We start from the raw sequence: 20,788 nt of genomic DNA on the forward strand, positions 1-20,788 counted from the left end.
TATGAAACAACTAAAAATTGCCGGATTTGCACTCACGTTATTACTGGCAGCATGCGTGCCTCAACGTCAATATCAGGATGCTGTTAACGCAAGAGATAAATGTATGCAGGACACGGCTGTGTTAAATAGTCAGCTCCGCATGAAAACGGCTGAAGTAAAAGATTTGAATCAGCAAATTGAAGAACTGCAGGCGAGTATGTCGCTGATGCGTAAAGATTCGGTTGATGTGCATAGCCGCTATCAGCAAATGGTTGCTGCAAATGAGCAGTTACGTCAAATTGAGGATATGCTGAATAACAGAATTAATCAGTTACTCGCTTTGTCATCTACCGAAAATCAACAATTGCGTGAAGACTTGCAACGTAAATCGGATGAATTGTTGTTAAAAGAAAAAGATTTAAATGCTAAAGCACAATTGCTTACCGATCAGCAAAAAAGTATTGAAACGTTAACTAAAGATTTGGAAGCTCGTGCTAAAAGAGTGCAGGAACTGGAAGACATTTTAAATAAACAGGAACAAACGGTAATCGATTTAAAAAATACTATCGACAAAGCATTATCCGGATTTAGTTCAAGCGACTTAACTGTTGAACGTAAAAACGGAAAAGTGTATGTTTCGCTGAGTGAAAAATTATTGTTTGCTTCAGGAAGTACAGTTGTTGACCCAAAAGGAAAAGAAGCGTTGAAAAAAGTTGCAGATGTATTAAAGGCGAATGGCGATATTACAGTTGAAATTGAAGGACATACAGATAATGTGCCTTTAAAAAGTGCAAACTTTCCAAAAGATAACTGGGATTTAAGTGTATTACGTGCTACCAGTATTGTAAAAATATTAACTGTTGAAAATGGTGTAGATGCAAAACGTGTAACTGCTGCCGGCCGCGGTGAATATTTTCCTGTTGCAGATAATACCAGCACTGATGGTAAAGCAAAAAACCGTCGCACTGAAATTATCCTGAGCCCGAATCTGGATGCATTGTATGACTTGCTGAATAAATAATAAGGTATAATATCGGAATTAGGTAATGGCTGCTATAAAGAAGAATAAGGATGAGATGTCGTTTATGGACCATCTCGAGGATTTACGTTGGCATTTAGTAAGAATTGCTGTTGTTATACTATTATTCAGCATTGTGTTTTTAGTATTTCCGCAGTTTATTTTTGATAAGATTATTCTTGCGCCAAAAAGTCCCGATTTTATTACCTACAAATTGTTTTGCGATTTAGGTGAACGATTTGGGATTAGCGGTTTATGTTATACTACATTAGATTATAAACTGGTTTATCTCGATTTATCATCACCATTTTTGTTATACATTAAAATTGCCTTTATGGCAGGGGTGATATTCGCTTTTCCTTATATATTATGGGAAATATGGCGTTTTGTAAAACCTGCTTTGCACGATAATGAAAAAAATAATTTAGGTGGGGTGATTTTAATTGCAACATTATTATTTTATGTGGGTGCAATGTTTGGATACTTTTTGATGGCACCTTTTTCGATCAACTTTTTAGCAACTTTTAGTTTGAGTAGTCAGATTGAAAATCAATTTACCTTCGATTCTTATCTGGGTATTTTAACGGGAATGGTTTTGTGGACAGGAGTGATTTTCGAAATTCCGATGGTGGCTTACTTCCTTGCAAAACTCGGTTTGTTGGGAAGAGATTTTTTAGCTAAAAACAGGAAATATGCATTTGTTGTTGCGCTTGTGCTTGCAGCGATAATTACGCCTTCAGGGGATGCTTTTAGTCTGTTTTTGGTTGCGATGCCGCTGTGGTTGTTGTATGAAGTGAGTATTGTTGTTGTAAAAGTGGTTGAGCGTAGACGGTTAAAGAGTTTGGAATAAGGATTATCAATTGAAATAAAGTAATTAATCCCAACATGCTGATGTGTGTTGGGATTTTTTTTTCTTGCGTCAGGGTGCGGATAAATTTTACTGAATTTGGTATGGAAGGCATTGTTGCTCTTGTGTCACCCCTGCCTCGTCCGGCAGGTAAATCTACGAGGTTCTACCGATTCCTAGGGGGCTGGCTTGTTACCAATCTTTCACCCCTGCCTCGTCCGACAGGTAAATCTACGAGGTTGTGTTTTTCGTTTATATGGAATTTATCTATAAAATTTTCAATCTTACTATAAATTAAATTTTGTGGGTGTGTTGAATAATTTATATTGTTACTCAAATGTAGCGGATGCATTATTTGTAGGGGCGAATTGCATCCGCCCCTACAAATAATGCATCCGCGGGAATCGAAGGATACATGAACAATGGTTGGCAAATGGATTAATTATTTTGCCGTCCTAATTTTATGTTTGGTGGAAATCAATGGAAATACGAAATGCGTTTTTTGTGATTTTGCATTATGGATTGGGGTTCATCGTTTTAATAGAATTTTTTTGTCACCCCTACGGGGTTCTGCTGATTCCTATGGGGACCTGCTTTCTACAATCGTGTCACCTCTACGAGGTTTTTTATTAATCGTTCAATAAAGGTGTCCACTAATTGTTCGGGTTTTCTAAAAATTTAATTTTGTGAACGTGGTGTAATCTGTAATTGTTGAGATAAATTTTTCATAATTTGGAATGCAAATCATTGTTGCTCTTGTTTCACCCCTGCCTCGTCCGGCAGGTAAATCTACGAGGTTCTACCGATTCTAGGGGTAGGTGCCTGTTACCAATCTTTCACCCCTACGGGGTTGTGTTTTTCGTTGAATGGAATTTATCTATAAAATTTTCAATCTTTCTATAAATTAAATTTTGTGATGTTTTGTGGTAATTTGTAATTGCTGAGATAAATTTTGCTGAATTCGGTATGTAAGGCATTGTTGCTCTTGTTTCACCTCTACGAGGTTCTACCGATTCTAGGGGTAGATGTCTGTTACCAATCTTTCACCCCTACGGGGTTTTGTTTTTTTGTTAATTGGCATGTTTCAGTTAAATGTTCATCTTTTCTATAAATTTAATTTTGTGATGGTTTGTGGTAATTTGTAATTGTTACTCAAATGTAGCGGCTTTGTTATTTGTAGGGGCGAATTGCATCCGCCCCTACAAATAACAAAGCCGCGGGAATCGGAGGATAAATGCAAAATTGTTGCCTCATCGATTAATTATCATTTATCCCATCCTACTCATACCACATCCGCGTTAATCGGCGGTAAAAGGTAGATGTATATGCCAAAATTTTTAATTCCGCCGCAAATAGTAACTTTGTAACATGCAAAATAAAACGATAGCTATCGGTTGCGACCATGCGGGGTTTCCTTATAAGGAGGGAATTGTTAATTACCTGAGTTCCAATGGATTTGAGGTGAAGGATTTTGGCACTTATTCGCTGGATTCGGTTGATTATCCGGATTTTGTGCATCCGCTTGCAAAAAGTATCGAATCAGGTGAATCGGCAATGGGTGTTTTGATTTGTGGAAGTGGTAATGGCGTTTGTATTACCGCAAATAAACATCAGCAAATTCGTGCAGCAATGGCCTGGCGTGAAGATATTGCTGCACTTGCCCGTCAGCATAATAATGCCAATGTAATTTGTATACCTTCCCGCTTTGTTTCTTTGGAAGAAGCTGTAAGTTTTGTCCATATATTTTTACATACCGAATTTGAAGGTGGCAGACATGAAACGCGTGTAAATAAAATCACTGAATTTTAATTAATTTACCTGAATGAAATATGTTACCTCGTTTTTATTTGCATTACTGATATGCGGAACGGTTTTAGCACAAACGGAAGACCTCGGTGAAAAATATGCTAATACCATTACTGCAGCAGAATTAGAAACACATCTTACCATTTTTGCCGGCGATTATTATGAAGGTCGCGAAACGGGAACACGCGGATTGGCGAGGGCTGCAGATTATCTGGCAACGCAATATCAATTGTCAGGTGTAAAACCTTATTCCGGATTGGGCGGATATTTTCAGGATTATCCTTTGGTGGAATATCAATGGGGTGCTTCAACAATTGCAACCGATAAAAATTTATTTACCATGATGCAGGATTTTTATGGTTATGCATCTGCAAATAATTCAATGGAGCTCACCACGAATGATATTGTTTTTCTTGGTTATGGAATTGATGATTCTACTTATAGCGATTATAAAAATGTTGATGTAAAAGGTAGAATAGTATTAATTGTTTCCGGTGAACCAATGGTGAAAGGTAAATCTGTTATAACCGGAACCGATTCATTAAGCGCATGGTCGAAAGACTGGCGTAAAAAAGCTACAGCAGCTACACAAAATGGTGTAACCTGTTTGTTAACCGTTGACCCTAAGTTAAAAGATGTATTAAAAAATCCGCAATGGCAAAATTTTTTAAACGGAAGTTTACTCAAATTACAATCGGAATATAAACAATCGGAATACACCAACAATTTATTTGTTTCACAGGAGATGGCTGATAAATTATTTGGCAAAAGAAAAAAGTTTATTCAGAAAACAATAGATAAAATAAACGAAACGGGAAAACCTGCAAACTTTCTTGCAAAAAATACTATTCTGTTTAATATTGTAAAATCTGAAAATGTAATTTACGCCGATAACGTATTGGCATTTGTTGAAGGCAGTGATTTAAAAGATGAAGTTATTGTGGTGTCAGCACATTATGATCATCTCGGAAAAAAAGACAGTATTATTTATAATGGTGCAGATGATGATGGTTCCGGAACCGTCGGATTACTCGAACTTGCAGAAGCAATGGCCTTAGCTAAAGCCAATGGTGACGGGCCCCGCAGAAGTGTTTTATTTATTGCATTTTCAGGCGAAGAAAAAGGATTGCTGGGCAGTAAAGCATACGCAGCAGCTCCGGTAATTCCATTTGCAAACACTGTTGCCGATTTAAATATCGATATGATCGGCAGAGTAGATGATGAACATCTCACCAACCCAAATTATATTTATATTATTGGCTCAAATTTTTTAAGCAGCGGTTTACATAGTATCAACGAAGCTGCAGCAAAAAATTATACCAACCTGGAACTGGATTATAAATATAATTCAACAACCGACCCTAACAGATATTATTACCGCAGCGACCATTATAATTTTGCTAAAAATAATGTTCCGGTAATTTTTTATTTCAACGGAACACATGCCGATTATCACGAACCTACCGATGATGTTGATAAAATAAATTTTGAAGTATATGAGGCAAGGTGTCGTCTCGTATTTCACACCTTATGGATTTTAGCCAATCAGGATGCGCGCATTAAGGTTGATGTTGTTCAGGAAAATTGAATTATGTAATTTCATTCCCCGAAAACCACTTCTAATGAAAAAAGCGCATGTTTTACTTTTCTTTTTAGCATTCACTTTAATAAGTAAAGCACAAACAGCCTACACTGTTGAAACCATCCCTGATCCAAAAACTACAGGTGGCGGTTATGTCAGCAATCCTGATGGCGTTATTGATGCATCAACCGTTGAAACCATTAATGCAGTCTTAGCCAGATTAGAAGATTCTACTACTATTCAGGTAGCAGTTGCAGTGGTAAATTCGATCGGCAATGAAGTGCCCGGTGATTTCAGAACGAAATTATTTCGTTATTGGGGAATCGGACAAAAAGATAATAATAACGGGCTGCTCATTTTATTGGTAATCGATCAGCGGCGAATGGAATTTGAAGTGGGTTATGGTTTGGAAGGCATTTTAACTGATATTATGTGTGTGCGTATTCAGCAGACTTACATGGTGCCTTTGGCTAAAGAAGGTAAAATGAGTGAGGCTGTTTTAGAAGGTGTTTTGCAGGTAAATAAAATACTCACCGACCCTCAATATCGCGATGAAGTTTATGCTGATAGTTTAAGCAGTAACAGTTCAAATGTGTGGTGGAAAAATGCGGTTTCAGGAACCGGATTATCCATTGTTGCAGGTATTTATGCACTTATTGCATGGGGAGTGTTTGCAGGAAGAAAATCTTCATTAAAAAAAGCACCGGGCTATGTAAAAAATAATTATTCGGAAGCTTATTCAAAATCGAAATTCAGTTTATTGAATATCGGCTTACCTGCGGGATATATAGCCTGGCAGGAGATTGCAGGTAATTTGAGAATATTTGAATTTGCTTTGTTTGGATATGGTTTGCTGATGTTATTATTACTTGAAAAAAGATTCCGATTAAACCGTTTTATTTTTAAAGACAGCGCACAAAAAGAACCGCAGGAAACATATAATTTATTAGCAAAATCACATAGCAACGGTTGGCTGGCAGCGGATATATTTTTCCCATTACCTTTTATTTTATATTCTTTATTTAATAAAGGCAGAATGAAAACCTTGCGCAACACACCACCTGTTTCTGACAAAGGTGTGCCGATGGTGAAAATGGATGATAAAGCAGATGACGGATTTTTAAATGCATTTCAAATTAAGGAAGAGGAATTACATTCGGTAGATTATGATGTTTGGATCGACAATCCAACGCATCAGGTGAAAATTTATCGCTTCGAAAATTATAATAGTAAGTATAAAGAATGTCCGAATTGTAAAACTCTTGCTTTCTTGATGACAAAAAATGAAACGTTGGTTTCACCTACATATGATTCATCGGGAAAAGGACAAAAAACATATACCTGCAAAGCATGTAGCCATGTGAAAAAAGAAACCTATACTATTGCCAAACTCACGCGTTCCAGTTCATCGGGTTCAGGAGGCAGCGGTGGCGGCGGGGGTGGAAGTTCATGGGGAGGAGGCAGTTCAGGCGGCGGTGGCGGCGGAAGCTCCTGGTAAGCAGTTACATTATTTTTTAGGAATACTTTTTAATTAGCGAAATAGTTATATTTACCATATGAAACTTTTTGTATGGAAGCTAATAATAAGCGTGGAGCTAAGACAAAGCTATTGCAATCAATTCAACGAGCTTATCAAATAGCGCTGGGGAGTCGACAAAAAGGAATACCATTACAGGAATATCATCAGGCAAATCTTATTTCACGAAGAAAATTTCTTGAGCAATCAGGAAAAGGTACTTTATTTACCCTTGCTGCAGGTGCATCTTTTTTAGCAGCATGTTCATCGCAAAATAAACCCGTAATTGCAGTTGTAGGAGCTGGTATTGCAGGATTACATGCTGCATATACATTAAAACGTGCAGGCATAATTGCTCAAATTTATGAAGCCTCCGATCGCACCGGTGGAAGAATAATTACGGCTACCGATTTAATGGGAAAAGGATTAACTACAGAAATGGGTGGAGAATTTATTGATTCAACACATGCTGATATGTTGCAGTTGATTGAAACATTTAATTTACCCTTATTAGATACTTTTGTTGAATCGGAACAACAACTGAGTCATGCTTGCTATTATATCAACAACAAAGTAATTACCGATAAAGATATTCTCGAATTATTTTATCCTTATACCACTCAATTATCAAAGGATATTGATTCAATAAGTGATACCATTTCTTATAATCAATTTACAGAAGCTGATAAGCGATTGGATAATTTATCGATAGCACAATACCTGCAACAAATTGGTATCAGCGGCGACTTATATAAATTATTGGATGTTGCCTACACAACTGAATATGGTTGCGATTTGGAGCAACAAAGTGCAATTAATTTTTTAATGTTGATGGATCCGAATATGCACGATAATTTTAATTATTCAGGATACAGCGATGAACGTTATAAAGTAAAAGGTGGTAATCAGCGCGTAACGGATGCTTTGGAAAAACGATTGGATACACAAATAAATCGTGGATATAAATTAGAAGCCATTAAAAGAAATCATATCAATGCAAAAACAACACTATCGTTCCAAACCGATGGTGGTAAAAAAGAAATTACTGCTGATTATGTGATTCTTGCCATTCCATTTACCATTTTGCGCGAAGTGAAAATAAATTGCGGATTTACAACGGCCAAGCAAAAAGCCATTCAGGAAATGGGTTACGGAAAAAATGCAAAATTTTTCATGGGTTTTTTAACCCACCATTGGCGTGACCTTGGATATACCGGATTTACATTTACCGATACTTATTTACAAAACGGATGGGATAACAGTCAGCTCCAGGAAGGTGAAGGTGCTGGTTACACCATTTTTACCGGCGGCAAAACCGGTGATTTGTTAAATCAACATTCCGACGCTGAAATTGCAGCACAATTAATTCCCATTTTAGAAAATTGTTATCAGGGCATATCCGGTTTACAAACCGGAAAAATGGCAAGGTTCCACTGGGCTTCCAGTCCGCTGGCCAAGGCAAGTTATGCCTGCTTTGCGCCCGGACAGTATACCTCTATTGAAGGTGCACAGCGCGAACCTTCGGGCAGAATATATTTCGCAGGTGAACATTGCAGCTTCGAATTCCAGGGCTTCATGAACGGGGCAGCACAAACCGGCCGAGAAGCCGCAGAAGCCATTTTACAAACCCTTGATTGAAATATTGCCATTTAATGCATAAAATTGTCCCCGAATTGCCGCTATGGCACTATTCTTGATTTCAAGCTAAAAAAATTGCCAATATGAAATATATCACTACACTCGGTTTTGCAGGTATGTTATTTTTAAGTTCATGTACAGCTTACCTCACACCATATACTTCCACAACGCAGTCGCAAACAAATTTTGCGGAAGAGCAATTAAAAAAAGTGCAATTTTATTTGGAAGGTGATATTACATTATATCGTGATGTTTCTAACAGCGAACTGGAAATTACACAAGGTGAAATTAAAATGGTAGATGGTCGTCAGGTGCAACAAATTGTTATTAAATCTGGCACACCGGGCATTATTGTAAAAGCAGAAAACAAAGATACCTTTTTAGTGAGTTTTGATGCTGATGGCAGCTATTTACGATTTGGTGTAAATAAAGATTACAACGGTAAATATACCATGATGGCAAAAAAATGGGAAGGCCGAATCGGCATCGTAGATTACGCCGGAAAAGAATATAAATCAACCCCCGAAAGCATCTACGCCTACCTCACCGTAAACATGAAAAAAATAAACAACACCACAGTAGACAGCAAAGAAGCCGGTGGTCGTACAATTGAATAATATTTATTTTGTTTAAATTGGGATGGTGTTTAAACAGTTACACAAAAAACACAAAAACAACCCACAAAAAAAAAAAAATAAAACAATTCCTTAGCGCCCTTTGCCCTTCGCGTCCTTAGCGAGAAAAACCACACCGTACAATAAATATTCTTAGCAAGAAAAAACAACCCACAAAAAAAACACAACCTTAGCGCCCTTTGCCCTTCGCGTCCTTAGCGAGAAAAACCACACTGTACATTAAATATCCCTAGCGAGAAAAAAAACAAACACACAAAAAAAATATTCCCACCATACAAAACAAAACCTTAGCGCCCTTTGCCCTTCGCGTCCTTAGCGAGAAAAACCACACCTTACATTAAATATTCTTAGCGAGAAAAAAACAACCCACAAAAAAAACATTCCCACCATACAAAACAAATCCTTAGCGCCCTTTGCCCTTTGCGCCCTTAGCGAGAAAAACCACACCCAGCGAGCAACACCCAGCGAGCAACTCACTCCCACGTTACGTCCGGATAAAACGCGTACCACCCAAACCAAAACGCCATAAATCCATTCATCGGCGTTAAACGTTCGCCTTTCTTACCCCCATCTACGCAATACCCGAAAGCATCATAAACATTATTATCCCCATCGCGAAATAACCCCGGCAATTTATTTGTTGCGGGAAAAAATTTAGTATTCGATGGATTTTCAAACGCAGTAATAAAATCATCTCTTTCACTCCCCACAACAATAATATTTTTTTCGAAAACAGTATCCGTAATTATCCGCACTCCACCTTTAAAATTATTGAAACGATAACATTTTGCTTTTCCTTTATTAATTACGCCGTATAATCTTTCCTTCGGATGCAACGTGTCGTTTTCGAACGCAACTTCAAACGTAATATCTTTATTTTCGCGATAATCGCCATAAGGATATTCCATATAATCTCTTGCCATTCCGGTTTCGGTGCTTACTACTTTGCTGTCTGGATATAATTTTTTCCAGGTAGCCCAAGTTGTTTCTATCGTTTGGTATGACTCGGCATAAGTACTGATTAATTCACCATTCACACATTGTTGTTTCATCTGACTCCACGCCGAACGTGTAACCCTGTCGTACGGAATTACATTACTGTTATACAACATGCCCGAAACACCAAAATCACTAATCTTGCCATTAATATTTCTGTTCCATGCCATTCCTGAACCGGTGAGTGGACAATAATTTATTGCAAATTGTTTTCCATCGATAGCATCATTTACTATTTCATGCCAGTTTAAAATATTATGCGGATAACAGCGCACTTCGTCACCCATTTTAATTCCAATCACTAAATCTTCATCACTAATAAAATCAACGGCATCTACACTAATAAACTTAGGTGCATCAATAGAGCGAATGCAATCAACCCTGTCGCAACCCGACTCAACCGATTCTAAATCGATTAACCATCTGTCGTACACTTTTTTTTCAGCCGCAGTTTTCTCCTCTTCTTTCGACGATTGTGCGGGTTCTTTGCATGCAGAAAAAAACAGCACTATGAACAAGGCAGGCAAACAAATAACATTTGCTCTCATAATTTTATGATACTTTCGTGTGGTCATTACAATACAAAGTTAATTCGTCTTTAATTATGAATGCAGCTACAAGTAATTTAAATCAGGTAATTCGCCATAGAAGGTCAATAAAACCCGAGCAATACAATGGGATTCGGGTTAGTGATGCCATTATAAATCAAATGCTGGAAAATGCCCGCTGGGCCCCTACACATGCGCTCACCGAACCCTGGCGTTTTTTCATTTTTAGTGGAGAAGGACTGAAAAAATTTGCGCACTTTCAGGCAGAAACATATAAAATGATCACTCCGGCAGAACAGTTTAACGAAAGTAAATATCAAAAACTGGGAGAAACACCACTTAAGTCATCACATATTATTTTAATAGGGATGGTACGTCAGGAAACACAAAAAATTCCTGTGGTGGAAGAAGTTGCTGCAGTTTCATGTGCAGTACAGAATATGTTGCTCACAGCAGCTGCTTTTGGTATTGGTTGTTACTGGAGTACCGGTGGCATGACTTACAAACCAGAAATGAAAACATTTTTAGGGTTGGGAGAAAACGACCAGTGTTTGGGCATGTTGTATGTTGGCAATTACGATGGAGAAATTACCGATTCAAAACGTAAACATATTGAAGAAAAATCAACATGGTTTACTGAATTATAATTTCACAAATGTGGTGCTGCCATTTTCTGCATTTGTTTTACACTGAATCGTATAAGCACCCGGTTTTAAATCCTGGATTTGTATTTTAATTGCATTAATGCCCGCTTCAAGTTCATATTTTTTTGTGTAGATGACTGCGCCGTTTAATCCTGTAATGTTTATTTCACCTGTGGTTGCTTCAACAGAAACAATTTCAACCGTAAATGAATTTTGAACAGGATTTGGATACACATGCATATTAGCACTCATCGTTTTTTCCTGTTCAGGATAAATTAAACGAATTAAATGACGGCTAAAGTCATCTAATCCGCTCATATCCAATTCGCCACCATTCATATAAATACATAAATGACCGCCACTTAAACTTTTTTCATCGTTGGTAATTGATGCGCCTTGTCCGAATGTTAATTTACTCCCTTTATTTAAATTCATATAAATATCACCCGAATAAACAGAGTTCGGATTTTTAATGATACTAACACGATTATTAATCGTTAACGATGCATTTTTCCCAATTTTAATGGTACCGCCACTTCCGAGTCCTAATACGCCTGTACCGTTTTTGCCATAGGCCAAATGCCCATCATCAGCTACTTCAATTGATGCACCGTTACGAAACATTAAACACGACATAGGTGAATATAAATCCATTGCACCTTTCTTAAAAATATAATGTGTATTTCCATCAAAAATCATTTCTGCAACAGAAACACAAAATGTACCGCCATTATTAATTAAATTAACCTCATGTCGCAATGTATCACCTTCAACCTGAGCGCCACGCAATTGAACATAGGGTTGCGTTAATAAGGTGTAACCTTCATTTATGGTTAAATTAATTATTTGCACTTCGGTAGTGTTCGGGTTTGGTGATACATCGATATAATCAAAATAATTCGTTGAGGGATAAGTTAAATTATCATATTTTAAAACACCGATTGGATAACTTAAAAAATAATAATCATATACATTGTACTCACCTCCAACATAATTGCCATCTACATTGGTTAAATCGGTAATTAATTGAACATCTCCTAATTGATTGATATAAGGTGGACTATAATCTTTTGCCACTTCAACTAAATCCGGATTAATTGTGAATTTGTAAATTAATGAATTTAATTTTTGGTCTTCAAATTTTTCAGTTGCAAAACAGGTATTATAATCATAACTGTCGCCGCTGATTACATGCCATCGGGTAGTATCACTTGTTAATGTAGAATCAGGAATTGTAATGCCGATAATTAAACCCGAACAAATTAATTCCGGGCAATCGTTGCCAAAAATTAAACCATCGGTGCTATTCAAAAAATCCTCTTCCAGCATGTAAACAGCATCTTTTTCTAAAGGAATTTGTTCATTGTCATTTATTTGTGCTTTAATATAAATACTTCTGCTGAGGTCAAAATCGGCAGGCCAAAATGATAAACCACTAAAAGCTTCTTCATATCTTAATGAAACACAATAGTTTGAATCAATAGGGCCATTAAAAGTATTATCTGTTGTTTGGTATGCAGTATACTTTTTAGTGGTAGTAAATGATACCGTATTGTCCCATATACAAACAGTATCCTCCGCTGTGTAGGCATCGGCGGATGGTATTTGCTGACAAAATATATTGCCGGGAAATAAAATGTTGAGTGTTAAACATACGTTTAGCAGTGTTATTCGGGTAATTGTTTTCATAGTAATGGTAATTATTACGTAATTTTACCCCTAATTTAAGATTTTAATCGTTAACAGATAACAAATGAGAAAAATACTAACCCTTATAGGTGTTATAACAATGGCGAGTTCGGTTTTTGCACAAACGGATACGGCTACCACAACAACAGAAACGCCGGCTGCAGTAAATTTTGATGATGATGACCCTTCACGCGACCGGATTATTATGAATGTGCATTGGGATGGCTGGATGGGCGCCCCGGACTCATTAAACATTAAAGGCTTATCAAGTGGTATGGGATTTCATTTTTATTACGACATTCCGCTGGGTCCTGATCGTTTGAGCGATAATATCAGTTTTGCAATCGGAGCCGGCTTTAACTGGTCTAACTATTACAATAACTCTCAATTTTTATACGACACAGCAACTAATGTAACATATACAGTAAAATTTACTGAAGATGTAACATACAAAAAAAATAAACTGGTAATAAATTACGTAGAAGTTCCACTGGAATTCCGCTTCCGTACCGATGAAAAAAATGGCAACCGTTTTAAGGCAGCAATCGGATTTAAAGCTGGTTATGTAATTAGTGATCACACTAAATTTGTTGGCGACGATTATTTAACCGGAACCGAAAATGAAATTAAATACAAACAATACCGATTAAACAATATGAGTAATTTACAGTACGGACCTACAATCCGTTTGGGTTATTCAAAAGTAAATATTGAAGCGTATTACGGCTTGGCGCCAATTTTTATTGATGGCGAAGGTCCAACCGGAAACCCTTTAACCATAGGCATTTCATTTAATCCTTTTTGATTGGATTGAAGATATAAACAAGGTCCCTCCGTTAATTAGCGGGGGGATTTTTATTTTTAGAGATAATTTTTTCACGAATTGGAAAATTTAAGCGCACAGCAGTTTTTTGAAGGCATCAGAAAGGGTGATACCGTACTTATAGCACGGGCAATTACCCTTTTGGAAAGCGCCGCAACCCAACATCGCGAAAAAGCACTGGCGATATTACAATTGTGTTTGCCTTATTCCGGGAATTCGTTGCGTATTGGTATTACAGGTGCTCCGGGCGTGGGCAAAAGTTCACTGATAGAAACACTCGGGAAGCATATTGTTGCACAAGGAAATAAACTTGCTGTATTAGCAATTGACCCCAGCAGTAAAAAAACAAAAGGCAGTATTCTCGGCGATAAAACCCGCATGCAGGAACTGGCGAAATATCCGGAAGTATTTATTCGCCCCACCGCTTCGGGTGAACATTTGGGTGGAGTTGCCGCAGCCACGAGAGAAACAATTTTATTATTGGAAGCGGCAGGATTTAATACAATTTTAGTGGAAACCGTAGGCGTTGGTCAAAGCGAAACCGCTGTTCACGATATTACCGATGTGTTTTTATTACTGCTGCTGGCAGGCGCAGGTGATGAACTGCAGGGTATTAAACGTGGTATTATGGAAATGGCCGATATTATTGTGATTAACAAAGCGGATGGCGATAATATTCCCAAATCGAAAATTGCGTTGGGTGAAGTAACAAGGGCATTACATCTGTTTCAGGAAAAAAATTCAGGGTGGATTACCACAGTTGATTTATGCTCAGCCGCAACAGGAGCGGGTGTTCCGGAGTTGTGGGATAAATTGAATGCCTATAAAAATTTTACTGCTCAAAATGGATATTTTGCTGATAAACGCAGAGAACAATACCTCAATTGGTTTCACGAATATCTGAACCTCGCTATTTTGGAGCGTTTTTCGAAAAATGCCGACTTCAAACAAAAACTCACAACCTATACGCAAAAGGTAGAAAATGCTGAAATGCTTCCCCCGGCTGCCGTTCAGGCATTATTGGATGGCTTTTTTACAAGCTGACCAATTAATATTTCCTTTCCTGCTATGACCAAAATCACCGTTTACCCTGACCAAGGTCATAATTTCCAGTTACTGTTCACTACCATCTTTACAATACAAAATCAATGGTTATGGACTTCAATTCAAATTTAAGTTTTAATGAAATAATTGTCAGATATGCATTATTAATCGCTATCGGGATATTAGCAGGTGTAACACAGAGTTTTATTTTAATTGTTCCTGCAATGGCTGTTTTTTTAACAGCAATTTTAGCCTGGTGTCCGATTAAAGCTATGATGACCGGCAGAAGAACTGCCCACTAAAGATTGTTTTGCAACACAAGCACTTTGTATGTAACAATACAAAGTTGTCTTACGGTTGTCTTTTCTTTGAGTATGCCTGAAAAAATGGTCTGTCAACCGACGGGCCATTTTATTTTGTACGAAATTGCCGTAATTTGCCTGCATTATGGACATATCTTACATCCTTAACATTTTAGGCGAAGAACGCGATAATTATTTTAATGCTGTTGCTCCGCCAATAATTCAAACCAGCAATTTTGCTTTCAAAACCGTTGCCGATTTTCGTGAAGCAACCAAAGATGAATTACAGGCGCATTTATATACCAGAGGCAATAATCCGACAACAGAAATTGTAAGAAAAAAAATTGCTGCACTGGAAGGCACTGATGATTGTCTGATATTTTCCAGCGGCGCCGCAGCCATTGCCGCAGCTATATTTCATAGTGTTAAATCGGGTGATCATGTAATTTGTGTGGAGAGTCCTTACAGTTGGACTTATTATATGCTCACGCAGGTTTTTCCTAAATATGGCGTTACTACTACTTTTGTTGATGGAAAAAAGGTTTCCAATTTTGAAGCTGCTATTCAGCCGAATACCAAATTAATTTTTTTAGAAAGTCCCAATACATTTTGGTTCGACCTGCAAGATTTGGAAGCAGTATGTAATCTTGCAAAAAGTAAAAATATTATTACGGCAATTGATAATAGTTACTGTACACCTTTGTATCAGCAGCCACATATTTTGGGGGTAGATTTAGTTATTCATACCGCAACAAAATATCTGGCAGGCCATAGCGATGTTGTTTCAGGTGTAATTTGTGCGAACCGACAACATATTGATGCCATATTTAAAACTGAATTTATGGCCATCGGTGCCATTCCTTCACCAAACGATGCATGGTTATTATTACGCGGCATGCGCACCTTACCCATGCGCCTTGAAAAAAGTGTTTCGAATGCAGAAAAATTAATTGCCTGGCTGGAACAACATCCAAAAGTTGAAAAAATAATTTATCCTTACCATCATAGTCACCCGCAATTTGAATTGGCAAAAAAACAAATGCGCAGAGGTGGAGGTTTATTTGCAGTGTTATTTAAAACACAAGATAAAAATGCCATCGAAGCATTTTGTAATAAACTGCAACGATTTTTACTTGCCGTAAGCTGGGGCGGATATGAATCGCTGGTGTTTCCTGCATGTATAAAAGAAGGCAGCGATTATCCGGTAAATTTTGTTCGTTTTTACACCGGTTTGGAAGAACCTGAAGTGTTAATTGAAGATATTAATCAGGCTTTATCTGAAATATGAACCTGCATTGAACGTGAAAATAATTGCAAATACAATAAGGTAAAAAATACACCAAATACCATACTCAGCGAAAACATCTGCAACAACGCATACTGGTTATTAATTAAATTAATGAATTCGTTTGCAAGATATGCAGGCTGAGTGATTATCTCCCAACTATTCCATCGCTCATATCTGCCTAAATAAATACCGATTCCGCAACCAAAAAAGGTGATGAATGCAACGCCTGCGTTTACATAAACACTGCGGTGGCTCAATAATTTGCGATGTAATTTCCTGAACGAAAAAAATGCCAATAACATACCCGTATAAGCAAACGATAACAACATAATTAAATCGTACCACATTGGAACGGAATTAAATTCATGTAAATGAAAAATGTCCGTAATCATATAAGGAGCATTAGGGAAAAATATCAGCCACAAAAAAAGTAAAATACCAATTTGAATTTTGTGGGTTTTAGTATTTAATTTCATGATGCGTATTACAAATAAATACGGCAACCAGGCTAATAATAAATTGATACCCATAAACCGATATTCAAAACTGCCGGTATATATCATTCTGGCAATCAACATAAAAAAACAAAATGCGGTAAATAACAATAATTGTCTTTTTTCCTGACCTTTTACCTGGGGATTTAAATGCACCACTTTCATATTATATTATTTTTGGAATAAAGATGATACAACCTATTACAACTGCCAGAATTGCTGCAAACAATACAGCACCTGCAGCAATATCTTTTACCTTGCCAATAGATGGATTATAATCCGGATGAAGTGTGTCACACAGTTTTTCAATTGCGGTATTAACTGCTTCAAAACAAATTACTAAACCAAATGTGAGGCATAACACTACCCATTCTATATTTGATATATGTAATATAAAACCCGCAACAATTACCAAAGCCATAATAATTACATGCACAATAACATGTCGCTCCGATGTAATTAATACATATAAACCTTTAAATGCTGCAGCAAAACTTGCTGATTCTGTATGTTGGCGGGATTTCAATTTTTAGGTTTCTTTTTACTGTTATCTCTAAATGTATAAGTTCCTTTTAACCCGAGGTGATTACTTGTTGTTCCACCTTGTGTAACAAATTGTGCACAGGTTAATTCAGGTGAATGCAAAATGTAATCTATTGGAATTTGTACCGGCGATTGTGCAGGATAAGTTGCAGACAAATCTTTACGACTGTCTTTTAATTTTGTGTTTGCAAGTAATCCTTCTATATGCTCACTCCATGGAGCTGCATTCATGTCGCCCATAACTACAAGCGGACCTTTTATTTTATTGGCTTCTTCGGCAATAAATTTAAATTGTTTTGATTGCCTGTCAAATCCTTTTTCGTTGGTTGGTGTGCTGGTGGTTGCGGCTAAAAAATGTAAAGTATCGTTACCAATTTTTACGGCACCACTTAATATCGGGAAATCGTTTTGTTTTAAAACTTCCTGTTGAATAAACGGATATTTTGAATAAACGGCCATGCCAAATCCAGGCACACTTAAATCGCTAAAAACATAAGGATAACTTTTGCGCATCATTTCATCTACAATAGCAAAAGAAGTTTCTTTTAATTCCTGCATGGAAACAATTGTAGCATCCGATTCTAATGCAGCTTCGGCAACGGTATTTATTTTTTTATTATTTTCTTTTACATTAAAATGTAATATCGAAAAATCGCCTGCAACTATTTCTTGCATTGCTGCTTTACGCGTGGCAGGTGTTTCATTTGCTGTTTTAAAATACGGCCAAATTCCGGGGGCAAGAATTAATAAAGCGATTCCACCAGCTGTTGCCAATGCATAATTATTGCGCAGAAAAAAGAACATCACAAATGCAACGAGGAAGATTGCGTAAGGAATACGCAAACTATCAACCGCTGCAACAATCCATCCCGGTTCAATAACCAAAACAATGCTCACCACAATAACCAATAAAGCAACAATAGCTCTAAAAGTGTACATCTCAACCCATCGCCAAAAGATGTGAAAAGCATCCTTAATTTGTTCCATCAATCGCATAAAGTGTAAAGTTAATAAAGAACTTTGAATTTCAAAGTAATTAATGATAAATTAATTATTGCCTCTCAGCAACTTCTCCAAAGCATCGAGATGTGACCGGAAAGCAACCTTACCGGTTTTGGTCACATTGTAGGTGGTACGCGGCTTTTTGCCGATAAATTCTTTTTTTACGTCGATGTAACCCGTTTTTTCGAGGGCTGCAATATGACTGGCCAAGTTGCCATCGGTAAGGTTGAGTAGGGTTTTAACGGTATTAAAATCTACCCACTCGTTCACCATAAGTATACTCATAATGCCCAGGCGGACCCTGTTGTCAAATTCTTTATTTAATCCTGCAATAATATCTTTCATCTTTCATAGCGATAGTACATTACCGCCCCGTATATTATGTGTAAAATGCCAAATCCTACAGCCCATAAAATGAGTGAATAGCCCGGAATAATCATCCCTGCCAAGCCTAAAACAATTTCGCATAAACCGAGATAACGAACCTCAAAAAGCGTGTATTTGCTGGCATTCAGGAGGGCTAATCCATAAAACAATAAGGTAGCAGGAGCAATTAAAATATAAATACCATAAGAATATAAAATGAGGCAAAAAATGGCGCCGGCACCTAAAGGGATAATTAAATTGATGAGGGTAAGTTCAGCAGCCTTATTCCAAACCGGTAAATCCTGCATTCGGGCTTTGCGTACGGCAAAATAAATGGCAGACCCCAGGGCCAGAAACAGCACTATAATGGCATCCAACAACAAAAACATAACATCACCCATATCTACTCTGGTAATGGTTTGCACCTGATAAGATAACGAATCCATGCGACTGGATAAGGTTTGCATATGGGAACCAATGTACCAACCGGCTACAATTGCACCAATAATGGCAATAATGCCGGCGCTGATTCCTGATAAACCACTTAATGAAATAAAACGCGACGATTTTTCCATCATCGAGCGTATTTCCTTTAAATCTTCAAGATAATGTTGATTTGAATTTTCTTCCATTTTAAAGCGCTTTGACAAACAAAGCTAAGATAAAGATGTTATAAAACGCAGATTTGACTTAATTTTGAATTGAAATGAAATTTAACATCCCAATAAAATACATTTTCACAGGGCTATTGCTGTTTTGTCTGCACAATGCAGCTACAGCTCAGCTTCAGTGCGATAATGACACATCTTATTTACGCTCCTTAATTGATTTAAAAACCGGCTACTATCTTGATTTTCAGGGTGGTTTATATCCCGCAGGCAGCAACGAAATACCCTACAGCCATAAAGCTGCGGGTATGAATATCAGTCGCTCGGTTTTGCCGCTCAACGCAGTCGGAAATTTAGATTTATTAGACGGAAAAGCCGGATTTATTTGTCTCGGAGCCTCCACAGCCGGTAATGCATTCAACCACTTTAAAACCAAAGCCGAAGCCGACCCCACGGTGAATCCCTGCTTGCGGATTGCCAATTGTGCAGTTGGCGCAAAGGGTTTAGAAATTATGATAGATACGGTCGTAAACGGCTGGTATTGGGACGATGAAATTATGCCTGATGTTGAAGCTGCAGGTATTACCAGGTATCAGGTGCAGGTGGTTTGGCTGATGGTAACTTCAAGGGTTGACAGCATTTTAACCTGGCCTTATCAGCCGTATGCCGTTACCGATAAATATGAACAATTAATGCCTGTGCTGCTGGCAAAATTCCCAAACCTGAAGGAAGTGTTTTTAAGTGGATTTAATTATGGTGGTTATGCAGACCCAACCAAAGAATTTTATGAGATGATTAAGGAGCCTTCATCCTATTGGAATAACTGGTCGGTAAAATTTTTAATTGAAAACCAGATTGAAGGCGACCCGGATTTAAAATTTACGAGCCCCGACCGTAAATCACCATGGTTAAGCTGGGGCCCGCATTTATGGGCAGATGGCATGCGCGCCAATACAACAGATGGTTTGAGGTGGAATTGTGCAGTAGATTACAAACCCGATGGCGGCGGATATCACATGTCGAATGAAGGAAAAGACAAGGAAGGAAAAATAATTTTCGATTTTTTTAAAAATTCTCCGATTGCAGCCGACTGGTTTAATTATGGCGCAAGATGGGTTTCATGTGACCCGGAAATGCGCAGTAACCAGACTGAAATTATACCTAACCGATTATCTGTATATCCCAACCCTGCAAACCAAAATATCATAGTAGAATTGGATGATATTGAATCGGAAACTGTTCACATTCAACTGATTAATACAATTGGAACTGTGGTTGCCACACAAGTGGAAACTGCAATTAACAATTATGTATATGCCAGTATCAATGTGGACCAACTGCCTAACGGGGTTTACTTGATGCTTGTAACTGCTGATGATAAAACTGCAGTAAACAAGGTGCTAATTTGCCACTAAAAAAT

Annotated in this window: 20 protein-coding genes; 13 read left to right on the plus strand and 7 right to left on the minus strand. The window is 37.5% G+C overall.

Features of this window, described 5'->3' with window-relative positions; all coding sequences use genetic code 11:
* Window position 1 precedes the first annotated feature (1 nt).
* The 7 genes from IPI65_10500 to IPI65_10530 all read left to right on the plus strand — a co-directional run bounded on the left by IPI65_10500 (window position 2) and on the right by IPI65_10530 (window position 9,003).
* A complete protein-coding gene (locus IPI65_10500; GenBank protein MBK7441943.1) occupies window positions 2-1,000 on the plus strand; it encodes an OmpA family protein in 999 nt (332 codons plus the stop codon).
* A gap of 25 nt (window positions 1,001-1,025) precedes the next feature.
* Complete coding sequence (gene tatC, locus IPI65_10505) at window positions 1,026-1,847, plus strand: twin-arginine translocase subunit TatC (GenBank protein ID MBK7441944.1); 822 nt, start codon at window positions 1,026-1,028, stop codon at window positions 1,845-1,847.
* 1,365 nt (window positions 1,848-3,212) lie between these two features.
* A complete protein-coding gene (gene rpiB, locus IPI65_10510) occupies window positions 3,213-3,653 on the plus strand; it encodes a ribose 5-phosphate isomerase B (GenBank protein ID MBK7441945.1) in 441 nt (146 codons plus the stop codon).
* Between the two features lie 13 nt (window positions 3,654-3,666).
* Window positions 3,667-5,238, plus strand: coding sequence for a M28 family peptidase (locus tag IPI65_10515; GenBank protein ID MBK7441946.1), 1,572 nt, complete (start codon window positions 3,667-3,669; stop codon window positions 5,236-5,238).
* Between the two features lie 34 nt (window positions 5,239-5,272).
* Window positions 5,273-6,730 (plus strand): TPM domain-containing protein, encoded by a 1,458-nt coding sequence (locus tag IPI65_10520; GenBank protein MBK7441947.1) that lies wholly within the window; start codon window positions 5,273-5,275, stop codon window positions 6,728-6,730.
* A gap of 72 nt (window positions 6,731-6,802) precedes the next feature.
* On the plus strand, window positions 6,803-8,386 hold the full coding sequence (locus IPI65_10525) for an FAD-dependent oxidoreductase (protein MBK7441948.1): 1,584 nt from the start codon (window positions 6,803-6,805) through the stop codon (window positions 8,384-8,386).
* A gap of 83 nt (window positions 8,387-8,469) precedes the next feature.
* A complete protein-coding gene (locus IPI65_10530) occupies window positions 8,470-9,003 on the plus strand; it encodes a hypothetical protein (protein MBK7441949.1) in 534 nt (177 codons plus the stop codon).
* Window positions 9,004-9,494: 491 nt separating this feature from the next.
* Here IPI65_10530 and IPI65_10535 read toward each other — a convergent pair whose 3' ends face one another.
* Window positions 9,495-10,565, minus strand: coding sequence for a DUF3179 domain-containing protein (locus IPI65_10535; GenBank protein MBK7441950.1), 1,071 nt, complete (start codon window positions 10,563-10,565; stop codon window positions 9,495-9,497).
* A gap of 56 nt (window positions 10,566-10,621) precedes the next feature.
* Between IPI65_10535 and IPI65_10540 the strand changes: the two genes are divergently transcribed.
* Complete coding sequence (locus tag IPI65_10540) at window positions 10,622-11,212, plus strand: nitroreductase (protein MBK7441951.1); 591 nt, start codon at window positions 10,622-10,624, stop codon at window positions 11,210-11,212.
* On the opposite strand, the gene IPI65_10545 is transcribed toward IPI65_10540, so the two are convergent.
* Entirely contained in the window at window positions 11,207-12,898 is a 1,692-nt protein-coding gene (locus tag IPI65_10545; GenBank protein MBK7441952.1) for a T9SS type A sorting domain-containing protein, read from the minus strand. The genes IPI65_10540 and IPI65_10545 overlap by 6 nt on opposite strands.
* A gap of 64 nt (window positions 12,899-12,962) precedes the next feature.
* Between IPI65_10545 and IPI65_10550 the strand changes: the two genes are divergently transcribed.
* From IPI65_10550 to IPI65_10565, 4 genes are all read left to right on the plus strand, one after another.
* A complete protein-coding gene (locus tag IPI65_10550; GenBank protein ID MBK7441953.1) occupies window positions 12,963-13,703 on the plus strand; it encodes an outer membrane beta-barrel protein in 741 nt (246 codons plus the stop codon).
* A 78-nt stretch (window positions 13,704-13,781) separates the two neighbouring features.
* Window positions 13,782-14,765, plus strand: a complete 984-nt coding sequence (gene meaB / locus IPI65_10555; GenBank protein ID MBK7441954.1) for a methylmalonyl Co-A mutase-associated GTPase MeaB — start codon at window positions 13,782-13,784, stop codon at window positions 14,763-14,765.
* A 110-nt stretch (window positions 14,766-14,875) separates the two neighbouring features.
* Complete coding sequence (locus tag IPI65_10560; protein MBK7441955.1) at window positions 14,876-15,067, plus strand: hypothetical protein; 192 nt, start codon at window positions 14,876-14,878, stop codon at window positions 15,065-15,067.
* 145 nt (window positions 15,068-15,212) lie between these two features.
* Window positions 15,213-16,355, plus strand: coding sequence for a PLP-dependent transferase (locus tag IPI65_10565; protein ID MBK7441956.1), 1,143 nt, complete (start codon window positions 15,213-15,215; stop codon window positions 16,353-16,355).
* On the opposite strand, the gene IPI65_10570 is transcribed toward IPI65_10565, so the two are convergent.
* From IPI65_10570 to IPI65_10590, 5 genes are read right to left on the minus strand one after another with little or no spacing between them, the layout of a single operon-like run.
* Complete coding sequence (locus IPI65_10570; GenBank protein MBK7441957.1) at window positions 16,334-17,014, minus strand: DUF1361 domain-containing protein; 681 nt, start codon at window positions 17,012-17,014, stop codon at window positions 16,334-16,336. The genes IPI65_10565 and IPI65_10570 overlap by 22 nt on opposite strands.
* A gap of 1 nt (window position 17,015) precedes the next feature.
* On the minus strand, window positions 17,016-17,375 hold the full coding sequence (locus IPI65_10575) for a diacylglycerol kinase family protein (GenBank protein ID MBK7441958.1): 360 nt from the start codon (window positions 17,373-17,375) through the stop codon (window positions 17,016-17,018).
* Window positions 17,372-18,379 (minus strand): endonuclease/exonuclease/phosphatase family protein, encoded by a 1,008-nt coding sequence (locus IPI65_10580; protein ID MBK7441959.1) that lies wholly within the window; start codon window positions 18,377-18,379, stop codon window positions 17,372-17,374. The genes IPI65_10575 and IPI65_10580 overlap by 4 nt, the downstream gene beginning before the upstream one ends.
* Before the next feature lie 60 nt (window positions 18,380-18,439).
* The gene (locus IPI65_10585; protein ID MBK7441960.1) at window positions 18,440-18,739 is read right to left on the minus strand and encodes a transcriptional regulator; all 300 of its coding nucleotides are present in this window, start codon (window positions 18,737-18,739) and stop codon (window positions 18,440-18,442) included.
* On the minus strand, window positions 18,736-19,392 hold the full coding sequence (locus tag IPI65_10590; GenBank protein MBK7441961.1) for a hypothetical protein: 657 nt from the start codon (window positions 19,390-19,392) through the stop codon (window positions 18,736-18,738). Before IPI65_10590 ends, IPI65_10585 begins: the two co-directional genes overlap by 4 nt.
* A 74-nt stretch (window positions 19,393-19,466) precedes the next feature.
* On the opposite strand from IPI65_10590, the gene IPI65_10595 reads away from it, so the two are divergent.
* Window positions 19,467-20,783 carry a T9SS type A sorting domain-containing protein gene (locus IPI65_10595; GenBank protein ID MBK7441962.1) on the plus strand — a complete coding sequence of 439 codons (1,317 nt, stop codon included), beginning with the start codon at window positions 19,467-19,469 and terminating at the stop codon, window positions 20,781-20,783.
* The last annotated feature ends 5 nt before the right edge of the window (window positions 20,784-20,788 follow it).

Source organism: Bacteroidota bacterium (assembly GCA_016706255.1).
Classification (GTDB): domain Bacteria; phylum Bacteroidota; class Bacteroidia; order Chitinophagales; family BACL12; genus UBA7236.

What these genes read in the sequence shown, in the direction of transcription:
- IPI65_10500 (MBK7441943.1), top strand. Translation starts at nt 2, where the DNA reads ATGAAACAACTAAAAATTGCCGGATTTGCACTCACGTTATTACTGGCA.
- tatC (MBK7441944.1), top strand. Translation starts at nt 1,026, where the DNA reads ATGGCTGCTATAAAGAAGAATAAGGATGAGATGTCGTTTATGGACCAT.
- rpiB (MBK7441945.1), top strand. Translation starts at nt 3,213, where the DNA reads ATGCAAAATAAAACGATAGCTATCGGTTGCGACCATGCGGGGTTTCCT.
- IPI65_10515 (MBK7441946.1), top strand. Translation starts at nt 3,667, where the DNA reads ATGAAATATGTTACCTCGTTTTTATTTGCATTACTGATATGCGGAACG.
- IPI65_10520 (MBK7441947.1), top strand. Translation starts at nt 5,273, where the DNA reads ATGAAAAAAGCGCATGTTTTACTTTTCTTTTTAGCATTCACTTTAATA.
- IPI65_10525 (MBK7441948.1), top strand. Translation starts at nt 6,803, where the DNA reads ATGGAAGCTAATAATAAGCGTGGAGCTAAGACAAAGCTATTGCAATCA.
- IPI65_10530 (MBK7441949.1), top strand. Translation starts at nt 8,470, where the DNA reads ATGAAATATATCACTACACTCGGTTTTGCAGGTATGTTATTTTTAAGT.
- IPI65_10535 (MBK7441950.1), bottom strand. Translation starts at nt 10,565, where the DNA reads ATGAGAGCAAATGTTATTTGTTTGCCTGCCTTGTTCATAGTGCTGTTT.
- IPI65_10540 (MBK7441951.1), top strand. Translation starts at nt 10,622, where the DNA reads ATGAATGCAGCTACAAGTAATTTAAATCAGGTAATTCGCCATAGAAGG.
- IPI65_10545 (MBK7441952.1), bottom strand. Translation starts at nt 12,898, where the DNA reads ATGAAAACAATTACCCGAATAACACTGCTAAACGTATGTTTAACACTC.
- IPI65_10550 (MBK7441953.1), top strand. Translation starts at nt 12,963, where the DNA reads ATGAGAAAAATACTAACCCTTATAGGTGTTATAACAATGGCGAGTTCG.
- IPI65_10560 (MBK7441955.1), top strand. Translation starts at nt 14,876, where the DNA reads ATGGACTTCAATTCAAATTTAAGTTTTAATGAAATAATTGTCAGATAT.
- IPI65_10565 (MBK7441956.1), top strand. Translation starts at nt 15,213, where the DNA reads ATGGACATATCTTACATCCTTAACATTTTAGGCGAAGAACGCGATAAT.
- IPI65_10570 (MBK7441957.1), bottom strand. Translation starts at nt 17,014, where the DNA reads ATGAAAGTGGTGCATTTAAATCCCCAGGTAAAAGGTCAGGAAAAAAGA.
- IPI65_10580 (MBK7441959.1), bottom strand. Translation starts at nt 18,379, where the DNA reads ATGGAACAAATTAAGGATGCTTTTCACATCTTTTGGCGATGGGTTGAG.
- IPI65_10585 (MBK7441960.1), bottom strand. Translation starts at nt 18,739, where the DNA reads ATGAAAGATATTATTGCAGGATTAAATAAAGAATTTGACAACAGGGTC.
- IPI65_10590 (MBK7441961.1), bottom strand. Translation starts at nt 19,392, where the DNA reads ATGGAAGAAAATTCAAATCAACATTATCTTGAAGATTTAAAGGAAATA.
- IPI65_10595 (MBK7441962.1), top strand. Translation starts at nt 19,467, where the DNA reads ATGAAATTTAACATCCCAATAAAATACATTTTCACAGGGCTATTGCTG.